The 15,515-nt window shown below is 69.8% G+C and carries 12 protein-coding genes; 5 read left to right on the forward strand and 7 right to left on the reverse strand.

What is annotated here, in order from left to right:
* Positions 1 to 103: 103 nt before the first annotated feature.
* From ABMY26_RS21715 to hflK, 3 genes are all read right to left on the reverse strand, one after another.
* The gene (locus ABMY26_RS21715; protein ID WP_372396722.1) at positions 104 to 1,612 is read right to left on the reverse strand and encodes a DegQ family serine endoprotease; all 1,509 of its coding nucleotides are present in this window, start codon (positions 1,610 to 1,612) and stop codon (positions 104 to 106) included.
* Positions 1,613 to 1,989: 377 nt separating this feature from the next.
* Positions 1,990 to 2,922 carry a protease modulator HflC gene (hflC, locus tag ABMY26_RS21720; protein ID WP_372396723.1) on the reverse strand — a complete coding sequence of 311 codons (933 nt, stop codon included), beginning with the start codon at positions 2,920 to 2,922 and terminating at the stop codon, positions 1,990 to 1,992.
* A 13-nt stretch (positions 2,923 to 2,935) separates the two neighbouring features.
* Positions 2,936 to 4,189: an FtsH protease activity modulator HflK gene (hflK, locus tag ABMY26_RS21725; protein WP_372396724.1), complete on the reverse strand. Its 1,254-nt coding sequence runs from the start codon at positions 4,187 to 4,189 to the stop codon at positions 2,936 to 2,938.
* A 172-nt stretch (positions 4,190 to 4,361) separates the two neighbouring features.
* Between hflK and apbC the strand changes: the two genes are divergently transcribed.
* Positions 4,362 to 5,522, forward strand: coding sequence for an iron-sulfur cluster carrier protein ApbC (apbC, locus tag ABMY26_RS21730; protein ID WP_372396725.1), 1,161 nt, complete (start codon positions 4,362 to 4,364; stop codon positions 5,520 to 5,522).
* A 135-nt stretch (positions 5,523 to 5,657) separates the two neighbouring features.
* Here the strand turns inward: apbC and ABMY26_RS21735 are convergent, their stop codons facing one another.
* Together ABMY26_RS21735 and ABMY26_RS21740 are read right to left on the reverse strand one after the other, a co-directional pair.
* Entirely contained in the window at positions 5,658 to 6,908 is a 1,251-nt protein-coding gene (locus ABMY26_RS21735) for an Hsp70 family protein (RefSeq protein ID WP_372396726.1), read from the reverse strand.
* A 106-nt stretch (positions 6,909 to 7,014) separates the two neighbouring features.
* Positions 7,015 to 8,004: an SDR family oxidoreductase gene (locus ABMY26_RS21740; protein ID WP_372396727.1), complete on the reverse strand. Its 990-nt coding sequence runs from the start codon at positions 8,002 to 8,004 to the stop codon at positions 7,015 to 7,017.
* Between the two features lie 186 nt (positions 8,005 to 8,190).
* Here ABMY26_RS21740 and ABMY26_RS21745 point away from each other — a divergent pair, with 186 nt between their 5' ends.
* Genes ABMY26_RS21745 through ABMY26_RS21755 form a run of 3 tightly spaced genes read left to right on the forward strand, consistent with a single transcriptional unit; the run spans position 8,191 to position 10,077 of the window.
* Positions 8,191 to 8,433, forward strand: coding sequence for a sulfurtransferase TusA family protein (locus ABMY26_RS21745; protein ID WP_372396728.1), 243 nt, complete (start codon positions 8,191 to 8,193; stop codon positions 8,431 to 8,433).
* Between the two features lie 49 nt (positions 8,434 to 8,482).
* Positions 8,483 to 9,718, forward strand: a complete 1,236-nt coding sequence (locus ABMY26_RS21750) for a DUF2478 domain-containing protein (RefSeq protein WP_372396729.1) — start codon at positions 8,483 to 8,485, stop codon at positions 9,716 to 9,718.
* Between the two features lie 26 nt (positions 9,719 to 9,744).
* Positions 9,745 to 10,077, forward strand: a complete 333-nt coding sequence (locus ABMY26_RS21755; RefSeq protein ID WP_372396730.1) for a DUF1244 domain-containing protein — start codon at positions 9,745 to 9,747, stop codon at positions 10,075 to 10,077.
* A gap of 53 nt (positions 10,078 to 10,130) precedes the next feature.
* On the opposite strand, the gene ABMY26_RS21760 is transcribed toward ABMY26_RS21755, so the two are convergent.
* Positions 10,131 to 10,769 carry a glutathione S-transferase family protein gene (locus ABMY26_RS21760; protein WP_372396731.1) on the reverse strand — a complete coding sequence of 213 codons (639 nt, stop codon included), beginning with the start codon at positions 10,767 to 10,769 and terminating at the stop codon, positions 10,131 to 10,133.
* Positions 10,770 to 10,862: 93 nt separating this feature from the next.
* Positions 10,863 to 11,642, reverse strand: a complete 780-nt coding sequence (locus tag ABMY26_RS21765; RefSeq protein ID WP_372396732.1) for an ABC transporter substrate-binding protein — start codon at positions 11,640 to 11,642, stop codon at positions 10,863 to 10,865.
* A gap of 224 nt (positions 11,643 to 11,866) precedes the next feature.
* On the opposite strand from ABMY26_RS21765, the gene ABMY26_RS21770 reads away from it, so the two are divergent.
* On the forward strand, positions 11,867 to 15,481 hold the full coding sequence (locus tag ABMY26_RS21770) for a response regulator (protein WP_372396733.1): 3,615 nt from the start codon (positions 11,867 to 11,869) through the stop codon (positions 15,479 to 15,481).
* Positions 15,482 to 15,515 lie beyond the last annotated feature (34 nt).

The following is a 15,515-nucleotide window of genomic DNA, read 5'->3' on the forward strand; positions in this document are numbered from 1 at the left end:
GCAGGCGCCCCCCGACATCCGGACTTGAAGCGCACATGAAAAAGGCGCCGGCGGTTTCCCGCCGACGCCCCTGTTCCACTCCCGCCCAGTCGCCTCAGCCGGATCAGCTCAGCGGGATCGCCACGAAGCGCAGGTCGCCCTTGCGGTCGACCAGAAGCAGGACGGACTTCTTGCTCTGCTCCTTGGCCTTCTGGACCTTGGCGGCGACATCCTCCGGCTTGCGGACCTCTTCCTGCCCGACCTCGATGATGACGTCGCCCGCGCGCAGGCCCTTCTCGCTGGCCGTCGAGTTGCCGGCGACCTCGGTGATGACCACGCCCTTCAGGTCGGGCTTGATCTCGTACTGCTGGCGCAGCTCCGGGGTGATGGCGGTCAGCTTCATGCCGAGCGACTCGGTCGGCTTCTGGGCCGGCGGCTTGTCCTTCGGTTGCTGCTTCTCGTCGGGGTTGGCGGCCAGCAGGCCCTGCTCTTCCGCCGCCTCCAGCTCGCCGACCTTGACCTGGACGTTCTGGGTCTTGCCCTTGCGCCAGACCTCGACCGGGACGGCCTTGTCGATGGAGGTCTCGGCGACGACGCGCGGCAGGCGCCGCATCTCGTCGATCTCCTTGCCGTCGAACTTCGTCACCACGTCGCCGGCCTGGATCCCGCCCTTGGCCGCCGGGCCGTCGGGGGTGACGGAGGCGACCAGCGCGCCCTTGTGGTTGGGCAGGCCCAGGCTCTCGGCGATCTCCGGCGTCACCGCCTGAATGCGCACGCCCAGCCAGCCGCGGCGGGTCTTGCCGTATTCCTTCAGCTGGGCCACCACCTGCTTGGCCAGGTTCGACGGGATGGCGAAGCCGATGCCGACCGACCCGCCCGACGGCGAGAAGATGGCGGTGTTGATGCCGATGACCTCGCCGTTCAGGTTGAACATCGGGCCGCCGGAATTGCCGCGGTTGATCGATGCGTCGGTCTGCAGGAAATCGTCGTAGGGACCGGCGTCGATGTTGCGCTGGCGGGCCGAGATGATGCCGGCAGTGACCGATCCGCCCAGGCCGAACGGGTTGCCGATCGCCAGCACCCAGTCGCCGACGCGCATCGCGTCGCTGTCGCCGAAGGGAACGGCGACCAGCGGATGGCTGGTCTTGATCTTCAGGAGCGCAAGGTCGGTCTTGCTGTCCTTGCCGACCAGCTCGGCCTTGATGTTGGTGTCGTCCTGCAGGATGACGGTGATCTCGTCGGCGTCCTGGACCACATGGTTGTTGGTGACCACGTAGCCGTTGGTGGCGTCGATGACGAAGCCGGAGCCGAGCGAGGTCGCCTTGCGCTGCGGCTGGTCCTGCTGCTGCTGGCGGTCGAAGAAGTCCCGGAAGAAATCCTCGAAGGGCGAGCCCGGCGGGAATTGCGGGATCTCCGGCCGCGGGCCTTGCGGCCGCTGAGGCGCGCTCTGGCTGGTGGAGATGTTGACGACGGCCGGCAGCAGCTTTTCCGCCAGATCGGCGAAGCTGCCCGGTGCGTTGCGGTTGGGTGCCGCCGCATGGGGCTGGGCCGCCTGGGCCTGGGCGGGAGCGGCGCCGGCGAAGGCGCCGATGACGGCACCGACCGTGGCACCGCCGGCCATGACCGACGTCATGCCCCAGACGATGGCCGCAGCCAGCGGCCGGACGCCCGCCTTACGCGGCCGGGCCCCAGCCTCGGCGCCACGCGTGGCAGGTTCGAATTTGGGTATGCGGATCAACATGCTCTCCCTACCAGACGTCCGGCCGGTTCCGTGGACGGGAGCGGCCGCCCAGTTCTGGGCCATATATGTGTTGGGCCAAGAGTATGGCCGCAAGATGGCGTGCCGGTCCAGTCGGGACCAGTGGAAATCTCAAGCCGGCGAATTTCCGCCCTGCCCCGGTGTTCGCCGAACTCCGGTTTCCGCAGTCACGATCCGTTGGCATTCAAATAGAACGGCCGGATCGATAGGAAACTCGACCCGGCCGTTCATGCTCCTGCCGTCTCCGGCCCTTACTGCGCCGGGGCGGCTGCCGGCGGCGTCGGGGCTGCCGGCGGCTGGACCGCCGCCTGCGGATCCGACTGGACACCGGCCCCGCTGAAGTAGCGGAAGAACTCGCTGGTCGGCGACAGCACCATGGTGGTGTCGTTGCCGTTCAGCGACTTGCGGTAGGCCTCCAGCGACCGGTAGAAGCCATAGAAGGCCGGATCCTGCGAGGTCGCGTCGGCAATCAGCTTGATCGCGTTGTTGTCGCCTTCGCCGCGCAGGATCTGCGCGTCGCGCTGGGCCTCGGCGATGATGACCGTGCGCTCGCGTTCCGCGCGCGACTTGATCTGCTGCGACTGCTCCTGGCCCTGGGCGCGGGCCTCGGACGCCTCGCGTTCGCGCTCCGACCGCATGCGGGCGAAGATCGACTGGCTGGTCTCTTCCGGCAGGTCGGCGCGGCGGATGCGCACGTCGACGATCTCGATGCCGAAGCGCTTGGCCTCGTCGTTCACCTGCCCCTTGATATCGGTCATGATGCGGGCGCGTTCGTCCGACAGGACGGCCAGCACCGTGACGTTGCCGAGCACGCGGCGGAGCGCGGAGTTGACGATGGAGTTCAGGCGCGTCTCGGCCACCGCCTCGGTTCCGGCGGTCTGGTAGAAGCGCAGCGGGTCGTGGATGCGGTAGCGGGCGAAGGCGTCGACGTCCAGGCGCTTCTGGTCGGCCAGGATGACCTGCTCGACCGGCGGATCGAGGTCGAGCACGCGGCGGTCGAGGATCCGGACCTCCTGGATGAAGGGGATCTTGGCCTTGAGGCCGGGCTCCTGGATGACCCGGCGCGGTTCGCCGAACTGGAGGACCAGGGCTTGCTGGGCTTCGTTGACGGTGAAGAGGGCGGAGGACGCGATGACGCCCAGGGCGACGATGGCGACGCCGGCGATGGCGAGGGTGCGGTTCATGATGCGATCCTCCTCACTGGCCGGACAGGGATGGATTTTGCGGCAGGGCCGACAACGGCTGTGTCTGCGTGCCCGACCGCGCCCCTCCCTGGTTGCCGCCCTGGCTGGTCGACGGAACCTGGCGCGGCGCCTGCTGCGGAGCGGGGGCTGCGTTCGGGGCCAGCTGGTTCAGCGGCAGGTACGGCACGACGTTCTGCGCCGAGCCGTCGACGATGATCTTGTTCCGGCCGCGGAAGATCTCCTCCATCGTCTCCAGGTACATGCGCTTGGCGGTGACGTCCTTGGACAGGGCATAGGCCTCGTACACCTTGCGGAAACGCTCGGCATCGCCCTGCGCCAGGCTGACCACCTGCTCGCGGTAGGCCGAAGCCTCCTGCACCAGCCGCTCCGCCTCGCCGCGTGCCCGCGGGATGATGTCGTTGCGGTAGGCTTCCGCCTCGTTGCGTGCGCGCTCGCGGTCGGCGCGGGCACGCTGCACGTCGTTGAAGGCGTCGATGACCGGCTGCGGCGGGTCGGCCTTCTGCAGCTGGACCTGGGTGATCTCGATGCCCGCCTGATACTCGTCCAGCATGGTCTGGAGCAGTTGGCGGGTCGAGGTTTCGATCTGCTGGCGGGCCTCGGTCAGGGCCGGCTGCAGGTCGGTGCGGCCGATGACCTCGCGCATCGCGCTTTCAGCCGCCTTCTTCACCGTCACTTCCGGCTCGCGGATCTTGAACAGGAAGTTGCCGGCGTCCTTGATGACCCAGAACACCGTGAAGTCGATGTCGACGATGTTCTCGTCGCCGGTCAGCATCAGCGATTCGTCGGGCACGTCGCGGTCGTTGCGGCCGCCGCCCACCGACGAGCGGTAGCCGACCTCGATCCGGTTGACCCGGGTGACCTTGGGCAGCAGCACCGTTTCGATCGGCGACGGCAGGCGGTAACGCAGGCCGGGCTGTTCGGTGCGCGTCCATTCGCCGAAGCGCATGACCACGCCCTGCTCGTCCGCCTCGACGCGGTAGATGCCGCTGGCGAGCCAGATCAGACCGAGCACGCCGACGACCAGCGCCGCGCCGCGCCCGCTGCCGAAGCCGCCGGGCATTGCGCGCCGCAGCCGGTCCTGGCTGCGCCGCAGCAGATCCTCAAGGTCGGGAGGCTGCGGGCCGCCGCCACCGCCGCCATTTCCCCCGCCCTGGGGACGCCCCCACGGGTTGCCCGGGCCGTTGTTGCCCGGCGGAGGACCCCAGGGGCCGCCACCGCCACCCCCGCCTTGATTGTTCCACGGCATCCGACTCCGTCCCCTTTCTGCGATTCGTCCCATCATATGGAAGCGCAAGGGTTTAGCCCAGCGCATCCCTTTACCGATCTCGTCCGTCGGTCCTATAGTCCCCCATACCCTCCGGTAAGGATTCCACCAACGGATATCCGCCAATATCGGGAATACAGCGGAGTTTTCAACCATGGCGCAGATTGGCGAAGCTCAAGTCATGCAGGCGCTGAAGACCGTCGTCGACCCGGACCGGGGCGGCGACATCGTCAGCTTAGGCATGTTGTCGGGCCTCGTGGTGCGCGACGGGCATGTCGCCTTTTCCATCGAAGTCGACCCGAAACGCGGCGCCCAGGCCGAGCCGCTGCGCCATGCCGCCGAAAAGGCGGTCGACGCCCTGCCGGGCGTGCTGTCGGTCACCGCGGTGCTGACCGCCCACCGCGCCGCGCCGCAGGCCCCGGCGCAGCAGGGCCATGGGCATTCGCATGGGCATTCCCATGGAGCGCCGAAGGGGGCGCCGCAGGGGGCGCCACAGGGTGACCCGCAGAAGCCGCTGGTTCCCGGCGTCAAGGCGATCGTCGCGGTCGCGTCCGGCAAGGGCGGCGTCGGCAAGTCGACAACGTCGGCCAACCTCGCGCTGGCGCTGGCCGCGAACGGGCTGAGGGTCGGGCTGCTCGACGCCGATATCTACGGCCCCTCGATGCCCCGCATGATGGGCATCTCCGGCCGGCCGAACAGCCCCGACGGCAAGCGCCTGGAGCCGATGGAGAATTACGGCGTCAAGGTCATGTCGATGGGATTCCTGGTCGCCGAGGACACGCCGATGATCTGGCGCGGGCCGATGGTGATGAGCGCGCTCCAGCAGATGCTGCGCGACGTCAACTGGGGCACGCTCGACGTGCTGGTGGTCGACATGCCGCCAGGCACCGGCGACGCCCAGCTGACCATGGCGCAGCAGGTGCCGCTGGCAGGCGCGGTGATCGTCTCCACCCCGCAGGACATCGCGCTGCTGGACGCCCGCAAGGGGCTGAACATGTTCCGCCGCGTCGATGTCCCGGTGTTGGGCATCATCGAGAACATGAGCTATTTCTGCTGCCCGAACTGCGGCCACCGCACGGACATCTTCAGCCACGGCGGCGCCCGCAAGGAGGCCGACGATCTCGGCATGGAGTTCCTGGGCGAGATCCCGCTGCACCTGTCGATCCGCGAAACCTCCGACCAGGGCCAGCCCATCGTGGTGTCCCAGCCGGAGTCGGAGCACGCCCAGTCCTACCGCCGCATCGCCACCCGCCTGTGGGAGAAGATCGGCGGCGGCCCGACCGGCCGTGCCGCGCCGCGCATCGTGGTGGAGTGAGGAGGGTTAAACCCCCACCTATCCTCCCCCGCTGGGCGGGGGAGGGACTGCCGTAGCCTTCTTGAACACGTACTTTATCCCCTCCCCCGCCCAGCGAGGGAGGGTCAGGGAGGGGGCAGCCGTGCGACCGCCTCCTCACCCGTAGCGCCGCTGCGCCTCCACCGTCAGGCCGAGGCCGACGGAACCGAAGATGTTGCCTTCCACCACGCGGGCGTCCGGCGCCTCGGCCAGGATCGCTGCACGGACCTGGGGCAGCAGGGTCGAGCCGCCGGTCAGGAACACCGCGTCGATGCGGTCGGCTGTCACCCCGGCATCGGCCAGGCAGTCGCGGATGCGGGCGCCGATGCGGGCGGCCAGCGAACCGGTGGCACGGTTCAGCGCCGCGCGGTCGACCGGCAGCGCCAGTTTGCCGTCGCCCCAGTCCAGCGCCAGCTCCGCCGCCTCACGGTCGGACAGCGCGATCTTGGTGCGCTCCACCGCCATGGCAAGCGCATGGCCCTGCCGGTGCTCGACCACGCCGATCAATCGCTCGATCTTGTCCGGCTCGGCGGAATCGCGCTGGAGGCGCTCCAGCTCGGCCATCGCCTTGGCGGTGTAGAGGAAATTGATCTTCGCCCAGGTCGCCAGATCGAAATAGATGCTCTTGGGCGCCAGCAGCCCGGCGCGCTTCATTGCGCTGCCCAGCCCCAGCTCCGGCATGGCGGTGGCGAGGCTGAGGTCACGGTCGAAGTCGGTGCCGCCGACGCGGATGCCGTCGTTGGCCAGGATGTCGCCGGCCCGGTCGGCCCGGCCACGCCGCTCCGGCCCGATCCGCACCACCGAAAAATCCGACGTGCCGCCGCCGATGTCGGCGATCAGCGCCAACTCCTCGGCATTCACCTGCTGCTCGTAGTCGAGCGCCGCGGCGATCGGCTCGAACTGGAAGGAGACATTGCGGAAGCCGGCAGTGCGGGCGATCAGGCCCAGCGCCTCTTCCGCCGCCGCGTCGCCGGCCGGGTCGCCGTCTACGAAATGGACCGGGCGGCCGACCACCACGTCGGCCAGTTCGCTCTCCAGCGCCTGCTCGGCCCGCGCCTTCACCAGTTCGAGGAAGGTGCCGATGACGGCACGGAAGCTGATACGGCCCTTGCGCAGCGCGGTGTCGGCGTCGATCAGGTCGGTGCCGAGCATCGACTTGATCGAACGCATCAGCCGGCCCTCGACCCCCGACACATAGCCGTCGATGGCGGCCTGCCCGATGGTCGTCCGGTCATGCTCGAAGTCGAAGAACACCGCCGTCGGCAGCGTCGTGCGCGCGCCGTCCAGCGCCAGCAGCCGGAAGCCGCCGGAATCCTGGACGCCCAGCGTCGTGTTCGACGTGCCGAAATCGAGCCCGCAAGCCGTCATGTCCCGCCTCCTGCCCGGATGGCCGGCGCGACCACACGCCGCACCGGAAAAGGGGCGAGCGTATAACGGCTCCGGACCGGCGGATCAAGCCGCTTCCCTTCGCCGCTCAGCGGGCATGACGAATCCGGGCGCCGCCCAGCGGCCGGCTGGCGAGGAGAACCGGCAGCAGGAACAGGGTCAGGTTGGTCCAGGAGAAGGGGCTTGCCGGCTTCGGTTCGATCCAGCCGCCGCTGGCGCCCTGATACTCCGGCATCGCAGTCAGCACCCCGCCGGAGGTCGCGGGTGCGGAGCGGTTCTGGAACATGTCGCGCTCGATGGTGTGGGCCAGCGCCCGCTCGGTCAGCTGCGGCGCCATGGCGTTGCCGACCGCCGCGAGGCGGGCCTCGGCGCCGACGAGCAGGTCGCGCCGGGGATCGCGGGCGAGCGACAGGATGGCGGCGGCGACCTCCTCCGGCGGGTGGACGGGGTTGAGCGGCTTCACCGCGCGGCCGGTGTAGTTGGCGGCATGTTGCCACAGCGGGGTGTCGATGGCGGCGGGCATCACCATGCAGACATGGATGCCGGGCTCGTCCACCAGCTCCTGCCGCAGGGATTCGGAAAATCCGCGCACCGCGTACTTCGCCGCTGCGTAGGGGGTGGCATAGCGCTGGCCGATGTTGGACACCATCGAGGCGGTGTTGATGACGATCCCCTCGCCACGGTCGAGGAAATGGGGAAGCACGGCGCGGCAGCCATGGACCATGCCGAAGAAGTCGGTACGCACCACCTGCTCGAACACGTCGTCGGGGATGTCCTCGAACCGGCCAAAGGCGATGACGCCGGCATTGTTCACCCAGACGTCGATGCCGCCGAAGGCCTCGACAGCACGGTCGGCCAGATGCTGCACGGCACGCCGGTCGGTGACGTCGGTCGGCACCACCATCGCCCGGCCGCCGGCCTCCACGCACTCCTCCGCCACCTCGTGCAGGGCGGCCATCCGCCGCGCCGCCAGCACCACCGCCGCCCCCTGGCGGGCGAACTCCAGCGCGGTCGCCCGCCCGATGCCGCTGGACGCACCTGTGATGACCACGACCTTGTCGTCGAACCGCTTCGCCATGATTGCCGCCCTTTCATCGGAATTCCTGCAGTTGGAGCGTACAACAGGGCGGATTCCGGAAGATCGCGGGCGAGCCCCCCAGGCCCAAGCCGAGCCCAAGCCGCAGGTCTGGAGATGCGGGCGCGAACCCGCTACAGTCATACGTCCAGTGTGGTTTTCATCCTCAACCAGTGTGGAGCGGGCGCGGTGCCGGCGAGAGAGCTTGACGTGAAGGGGCTGCATTGCCCGTTGCCCATCCTGCGCACCCGGGCCCTGCTGGACCGGATGGAGGCGGGGGAGGAGCTGGTGGTCCATGCGACCGATCCGGCCTCCGTCATCGATTTCAAGCATTTCTGCAACACGACCGACAACGCGCTGCTGTCGCACGAGACGCAGCCCGACGAGGTCCACAAGACGGTCTTCATCTACCGGATCCGCCGGGGCGGCTGAGGCGCCCGCCTCCCCCCTCCCCCCGCCTCCCCGCGAAAGGTCCATGCCGATGCCGTTGCCCCCCGCCTCTCCGCCGCCCCTGCGTCCCGGCGCCGTGATCCACGGTCCGGGCTCGCAGGGGGTCGACACGCTGCTGGACGGCTTCGCGGCGGAGCTGAAGCGGCGCGGCTTCCGCGTCGGCGGGCTGGTCCAGCGCAACCGCGGGCCGGGCGACGATTGCGCCGAGTCGATGGAGCTGGTCGACGTCGCCACCGGCCGCGCCTATGACATCACCCAGCGGCTGGGGCGGGAGTCGCAATCCTGCCGCGTCGACCCGACCGGCGTGGCCGAGGCCAGCCAGGCGATCCGCCAGGCGGTCGCCGCGAAGGTCGATTTGCTGGTCGTCAACAAGTTCGCCGGGCTGGAATCGCAGGGCGACGGCCTCTCTGACGAGATGCTGGCCGCAATCGCCGAGGGCATCCCGGTGCTGACCAGCGTCGGCAGCCGCTATCTCAACGAATGGCAGACGGCCACCGGCGGCTTCTGCGAGCTGCTGTCGCCGACCGCGGAGTCGCTGTGGCGCTGGTGGGGACCGCAGCGGCTGTATGACGACCTCGTGCAGGGCGTCGCCGACGCCCGCGTGCTGCGCGTGGTCACCGGCGCCCAATGGGTGCTGGTGGAGACCGATGCCGGCATGGGCGTCGCCGCCCGGCAGACGCCGCCCGCAGCAGACGGAGTGGAGGATGCGCAACGCTGGGCCGGACGGTCGTTGCGCGATCTCGCCGCCATGGCCGGCCAGTCGTGGGATGCGCTGGAGATCGCCATCGGGGCGGCGGCGCTCAACGCCCATTACAACCGCCCGGACCTGACCGGCGCGCCGGGCAACGGGCTCGACCTGTTCGCCGGGGTGGATGGCCGGGTGGTGGTGATCGGCGGCTTCCCCCAGATCGCCCGCCGGATGCCGCAGGCCCGGGTGATCGACATGAACCCGCAGGAGGACGAATTTCCGGAGGCGGCCTGCGACTGGCTGCTGCCGGGAGCCGACGCGGTGGCGGTCACGGCGTCCGCCTTCGCCAACCGCACCCTGCCCCGCCTGCTGCGGGTATCGGCCGGGGCGCGGGTGGCGATGATCGGTCCCGGCACGCCGCTGACCCCGCGCCTGTTCGACTATGGCATCGAATCGCTGGCCGGCTTCGTCGCCGTCGACCGCGAGGCGGTGGCGCGCACCATTGCCGGCGGCGGCGGCTCACGCGATTTTCATCCCCATGGCCGGATGGTCACGCTGCACCGGACACCCAATCTCTAAGCAAACACCGGAGGAGTAGAGACCCTATGGCCGACCTGGACCGCCAGACCCGCATCGAACTCGAGGCCGCCGCCTTCCGCGGGCTGGTCGACCATCTGCGCAAGCGCACGGACGTGCAGAACATCGACCTGATGAATCTCGCCGGCTTCTGCCGCAACTGCCTGTCCAAATGGTACGCGGCCGCCGCCAAGGAACGCGGCGTCGAGCTGTCCGACGAGGATGCCCGCATCGCCGTCTACGGCATGCCCTATTCTGAATGGAAACGGACCCATCAGAAGGAAGCCACCCCCGAACAGCAGAAAGCGTTCGAGGACACCAAGCCGCTGCACGCCGAGATCAGCGGGCACACCGCTCGGTAAACCGCACCGCCCCTTTCCGCCACGGCCGAAGGCGGCGGAAAGGGGCAAGGGCCTCAGGCGCTCACCGAAAAGGGCTGCACCACCGCCTGAAACTCCGGCAGGGCTTCGCAGGCGGCGGCATGGGCGGCCAGCGTTGGCCAGCGCCCGCGGTCGAAGACGCCCGGATGGGCCTCGCCGACGAACCGCAGGGCGCAGGCGACGGCGATGTCGGCATGGCCGATGCGCGGGCCGAACCACCAGGGGCCGGGCTGCGCGGCGCGGTCGGCCTCCAGCACGTCGAGCACCGCGCCGATCTGGCCGGTGCAGCGCTCAACCCACAGCTCCGACCGCTCCCGGTGCAGAACCCGCTCATAGACCAGGCTGACCGCCTTGTCGGCCAATCCGGTCGCCAGCGCGCACAGCTTCAGCGCCCGGCGGCGCTCCGGCCCCTGCCGGGGGATCAGCGCGCGGCCCGGCCCGGCGACCTCGTCGAGATGGTCTAGGATGGCGCCGCTTTCGATCAGCGCCTCGTCACCGTCCGTGCCCTCTCCCAACACCAGGGTCGGTACCCGCTTCAGCGGGTTGAAGCGGGCGACCTCGGCCGCGTCGGAGAAGACCGACCAGGGCCGGTGCTCGTACGTCATGCCATAGAGCCGCAACGCCACCGCGACGCGGCGCACGAAGGGCGAATCATACTGTCCGATCAGGATCATCGACGGTTCCCCCGGAAAATGCCGGACCGAATGCCGGCTGCGCGACCGATCCTACACCGGATTTTTCCCGGAACCGTATTCGTGGCGCGCGCCTCAGTCCCGCGCCACGATGGGCGTCAGCTTGTAGCGGGCGGCGATACTCTCCAACCGCCCATCGGCCTTGATCGCGGCGACGAAGGCGTTGACCCGCTCCAGCCAGGCGGCATCGCCGGGCGCTACCGCATAGGCATAGGGGGTCGGCTGCACCGGGACATCCGGCACGACCAGCCGCGCCCAGGGATGGAAGGCCAGCATGCGTTGCCCGTAGGGATAATCGGTCAGGAAGGCATCGGCGCGGCCGGCCTGCACCTCCTCCTCCCGCTCCTGCGGGCGGGTGACGGCGACGATGCGGGCCGCCTTCATCTCCCTGCGGGCGTAGCCGTCCATGTAGGTGTCCTTCTGCACCGCCACGACATTCCCGGACCGGTCCAGATCCTCCCAGCGCCTTATCAGATCGTTGGTCTGGGTGGTCACCGCATAGATGCCGCTGCGCAGGTAGGGCTGACTGAAGGCCACGCGCTGCGCCCGCGCCGGGGTCGCGCCGATGGCGAACATGCCGATGTCGCAGCGATCCGCCAGCAGATCGTCGATGAAGCGGGGAAAGCTGCTCTCGACCACCGACAGACGAACACCGAGATCGTCGGCGAAGGATTGGGCCAGTTCGGCGTCCAGCCCCTCCAGCACGCCGGTGCGCGGGTTCCGGAACGAGATCGCGTAGTAATCGGGCCAGGAGCAGACACGAAGTTGCTTCTGATCCGTAATTTTCTGAAGTCTCCCTTGGTCCGCCAGAGCCGGTCCGGCGGTGCCGACAGCAAGAAGGGACAGAATTGCCAAACCCATCGTCCGGCATACCCGCGTCTCCATGTCACACCTCTCGTTTCGTCACCGGTCTTGTTCTTTGAGCCCGGTCGGCAAGGCAACCACAAAGGCCCGGCTATCTTAGCATCGACCGGCGCCGAACGGCAGCCGATGCTTGGCGTCGGCCGGCCGCAACTGCTATTGTCGCAAGCGACGACGCCGACACGGCCGCGGTTTCGCAGCGGACCGGCCCTCCGCCCGTGCCGCCCCGTCCGCCACACCTGACTGTCCGGAACGCCGCCCTGTCCTCGTCTCCAGCAAAAGCGGATCTGAAGGGTCTCTTCCAGCATCGGGGCGGCGTCATCGCCTTCGCCCTCCTTGCCGTCTTTGCCCTGCTGGTCAACCAGGGACAGCAGTTGAGCGCCGCGCGCCAAGGCGCCCTGGACGCCGCCGAAACCAACCTCGCCAGCCTTGCCGCGGCGCTGGAGGTATCGACCACCCGGACGGTCCAGTCGGTGGACGTGACCCTGCAGGCCATCGCCGATTCGCTGTCCGAGTCCGACTGGACCAGCGACGGCGCTCCGCCCGGCGGGACAGCGCCCGGCGTGGCGGCGCCCGCCCCGGCGGCCCTGCTGACCGACCGGCTGCGCCGGTCGCCGCACCTGCGCGGGCTGACCCTGCTGGACCGCACCGGCCGCATCGTCGCCAGCACGGAGGGCACGCATCCCCCCGGCATCCATCTCAGCGAGTTGGACGTCTTCCGCCTCCAGGCCGCCGGCGGCCCGGGCACCGGGCTGGTGATCGGCGACCCCAAGCCCGGGCGCGGCCTGATCGACCGCGCCGCCGGGACCGAACGGTCGGGGCGCTGGCTGCTGCCGATGAGCCGCGCGGTACGCGACGCCGACGGCACGCTGCAGGCGGTGGTGGTCGCCACGGTCAACCCCGATTATTTCCAGGGGCTCTACCGCTCGGTCCAGACCGCCACCGACGCGGAAGGCGGCGGGGAGCGAATCGCGCTCTACCGGTATGACGGCACGCTGTTGACCGTCCAACCGCAGGGCGGCGAGGCGATCGGCCGCTCCTTCGCCGCGACGCCGCTGTTCCGGTCGCATCTGCCGCTGGCCGAATATGGCGTGTTCCACCATTCCGGCACCGACATCGGCGCCGCCACCGGCACGCGCATCGTCGCCTACCGCACGACGCCGGTATGGCCCCTGGTGCTGACGGTCAGCGTCCGCCAGGACGGGGTGCTTGCCGACTGGCGGAGCAATCTGTGGATGACGACCCTGCTGTCGGCGGGAATGATCCTGCTGCTCGGCCTGTTCGGCATCCTGCTGGCGCGCGCGCTGGCGGCACAGCGCCGGCAGGGCGACGCACTGGAGGAGGCGAACGCCCGCCTGTCGGCCATCGTCGCCACTGCGGCAGAAGGGATCGTGACCGCCCGGCCGGATGGGGTGATCGAAGCCGCCAACCCGGCCGCCCATGCCATGTTCCGCCATCCGCCCGGCGGGCTGGCCGGCCGTTCGGTGGTCGACCTGCTGCCGCCGGCGACGCGGGATACCGCCGCCCGCGCGCTGGACGACATCGCCCGTGGCCGCCGCCCGATGGACGTCGCCGTCCGTGGCGAGACCCTGGCGATCCGGCCGCTGCCGGAGGAAAGCGGACAGGCGGAGGAAGCGGGACTGAAGGAGGAATTCCCCCTCGCCTATTCGATCGCGCTGGTGAAGACGGCGGCCGGTCCGCTCTATGCCGCCATCCTGCGCGACCTGACCGAGTCCAAGCGCGTCGAGCATACGCTGCGCGACGCGAAGGACCGGGCGGAGGACGGGCAGCGGATCAAGATGGAATTCCTCGCGACCATGAGCCACGAGATCCGCACACCGATGAACGGGGTGATCGGCATGGCCGGGCTTCTGCTCGACACGCCGATGGCGCCGGAACAGCGCGGCTATGCCGAGACCATCCGCGATTCCGCCGAATCCCTGCTGGTCATCATCAACGACATCCTGGACTTTTCGAAGATCGACGCCGGCCGCCTGGATCTGGAAATCGGCGAGTTCGAACTGGTGCCGATGGTCGAAAGCGTGGCCGAGATCCTGGCGCCGCGCGCCGTGGCCAAGGGGCTGGATCTCGCCAGCTTCGTCCCCCCGGCCCTGCGCGGCAGCCTGCTGGGCGATGCCGGCCGGCTGCGCCAGATCCTGCTGAACCTCGCCGGCAACGCCGTGAAGTTCACCGACGCCGGCAGCGTCACCATCCTGCTGGGCGAGGAGGCGGCCGATCCCGACCAGCCGCCCGACACCGTCCGAGTCCGCTTCGAGGTGCGTGACACCGGCATCGGCATTCCGGAGGAGGAGCGCCCGCGGCTGTTCGCCATGTTCACCCAGATCGATTCCTCGGCCGCCCGCCGCCATGGCGGCACCGGGCTGGGACTGGCGATCTGCAAGCGGCTGGCGGAGCTGATGGGCGGCCGCATCGGGGTGGAAAGCCAGCCGGGCGCCGGCAGCATCTTCTGGCTGTCGATCCCGTTGCGGCGCGGCAGCGGCACCTCCCACCAGCCGGCACCGGTCGGCGACTGGGCCGGGCGGCGCCTGCTGCTGGTCGACGACATCGCCGTCAACCGCGAGCTGCTGACCCGGCAACTCGACGGCTTCGGAATCGAGACCGCGACCGCCGGGAACGGGGAGCAGGCGCTGGAGCGGCTGATCGCCGCGGCACGCGAGGGCCGCCCGTTCGACGCGGCGATTCTGGACCACCGGATGCCCGGCTTGACCGGACCGGAGGTGGCTCGGCGCATCCGCGCCACCCCGGCGCTGGCCGGCATAAGGCTGGCGCTGGCCTCCTCCCAACGGCTCGAGGGGCAGGAGCCCGATCCCGCGCCGGTCGACGCCCATCTGGCGAAGCCCATCCGTTTCAGCACCCTGTGCCAGTGCCTCGCCCGCCTGCTGGAACCGCAGGGCATATCCACGGACGGGAGGGTCCCCCCGGGCTCGCCCATGGCGGCCTCTGCCGTACCGCGCAAGCCGGCCACCCGCGACGAGCCGGAAACCGGGCCGCGCGCCCGCGTTCTGGTGGCGGAGGACAACCCGGTCAACCAGCAGCTGACCCTGGCCCTGCTGCGCCGGGCCGGACACAGCGCGGATGCAGTGTCGAACGGCGAGGAGGCGGTGGAGGCGGCCATCGCCCGCCCCTATGACCTGATCCTGATGGATGTGCAGATGCCGGTGATGGACGGGCTGGAGGCGACGCGACGCATCCGGCGGCTGTCCGGCGCGGCACCCCGCATTCCCATCGTCGCCCTGACGGCCAACGCCATGCAGGGCGACGCCGCCATCTGCCTGGAAGCCGGCATGGACGATTACCTGTCCAAGCCGGTCAACGCCCGCAAGCTGCTGGACGCGATCGCCCGTTTCGTCGTTCCCCCCACCCCTGCCGGCCCGCCTGCCCACCCTGCTGCCGAATCCCCCGGCGCCTCCCCCGGCACGGCTTCCGCCGCCCCGGGCCCGGCACCGGCCGCCGAACCGGAGCCGGCGACACTCAACACGGAGAAGATCGAAGAGGTCCGCGACGCGCTGGGCAAGGACGGCTTCGCCCTGTTGCTGACGACCTTCTTCAGCGACAGTCCGCTGCATCTCGACCGTCTGCGCGCCGCGACCGCGCGCGGCGACTGCACCGGCATCGAACGCGAAGCCCATGTCCTCAAGGGGTCGGCCGCCAATGTCGGCTTCGACCGGCTGTCCGCCGCCGCCCATCATCTCGTGGCCGCCGCCCGCCGCCAGGACCACGCCGCCCTGACCGCGGATGCGGTGGAGCGAGTCGCGGCGGAGCTGACCGCCGCCCGCCACGCGGCTGCCGCGCTCGATGCGCCGGCCCGGTGATGCGGGCACGGAGGCCGCAGTCCTTCGACGCAGT

The organism is Azospirillum sp. HJ39, from assembly GCF_041507355.1.
Classification (GTDB): Bacteria; Pseudomonadota; Alphaproteobacteria; order Azospirillales; family Azospirillaceae; genus Azospirillum; species Azospirillum thiophilum.

Coding starts and splice junctions, on each gene's coding strand:
- ABMY26_RS21750 (WP_372396729.1), top strand. CDS start 8,483: ATGCCGTTGCCCCCCGCCTCTCCGCCGCCCCTGCGTCCCGGCGCCGTG.
- apbC (WP_372396725.1), top strand. CDS start 4,362: ATGGCGCAGATTGGCGAAGCTCAAGTCATGCAGGCGCTGAAGACCGTC.
- ABMY26_RS21760 (WP_372396731.1), bottom strand. CDS start 10,769: ATGATCCTGATCGGACAGTATGATTCGCCCTTCGTGCGCCGCGTCGCG.
- ABMY26_RS21735 (WP_372396726.1), bottom strand. CDS start 6,908: ATGACGGCTTGCGGGCTCGATTTCGGCACGTCGAACACGACGCTGGGC.
- ABMY26_RS21740 (WP_372396727.1), bottom strand. CDS start 8,004: ATGGCGAAGCGGTTCGACGACAAGGTCGTGGTCATCACAGGTGCGTCC.
- hflK (WP_372396724.1), bottom strand. CDS start 4,189: ATGCCGTGGAACAATCAAGGCGGGGGTGGCGGTGGCGGCCCCTGGGGT.
- ABMY26_RS21755 (WP_372396730.1), top strand. CDS start 9,745: ATGGCCGACCTGGACCGCCAGACCCGCATCGAACTCGAGGCCGCCGCC.
- hflC (WP_372396723.1), bottom strand. CDS start 2,922: ATGAACCGCACCCTCGCCATCGCCGGCGTCGCCATCGTCGCCCTGGGC.
- ABMY26_RS21715 (WP_372396722.1), bottom strand. CDS start 1,612: ATGACGTCGGTCATGGCCGGCGGTGCCACGGTCGGTGCCGTCATCGGC.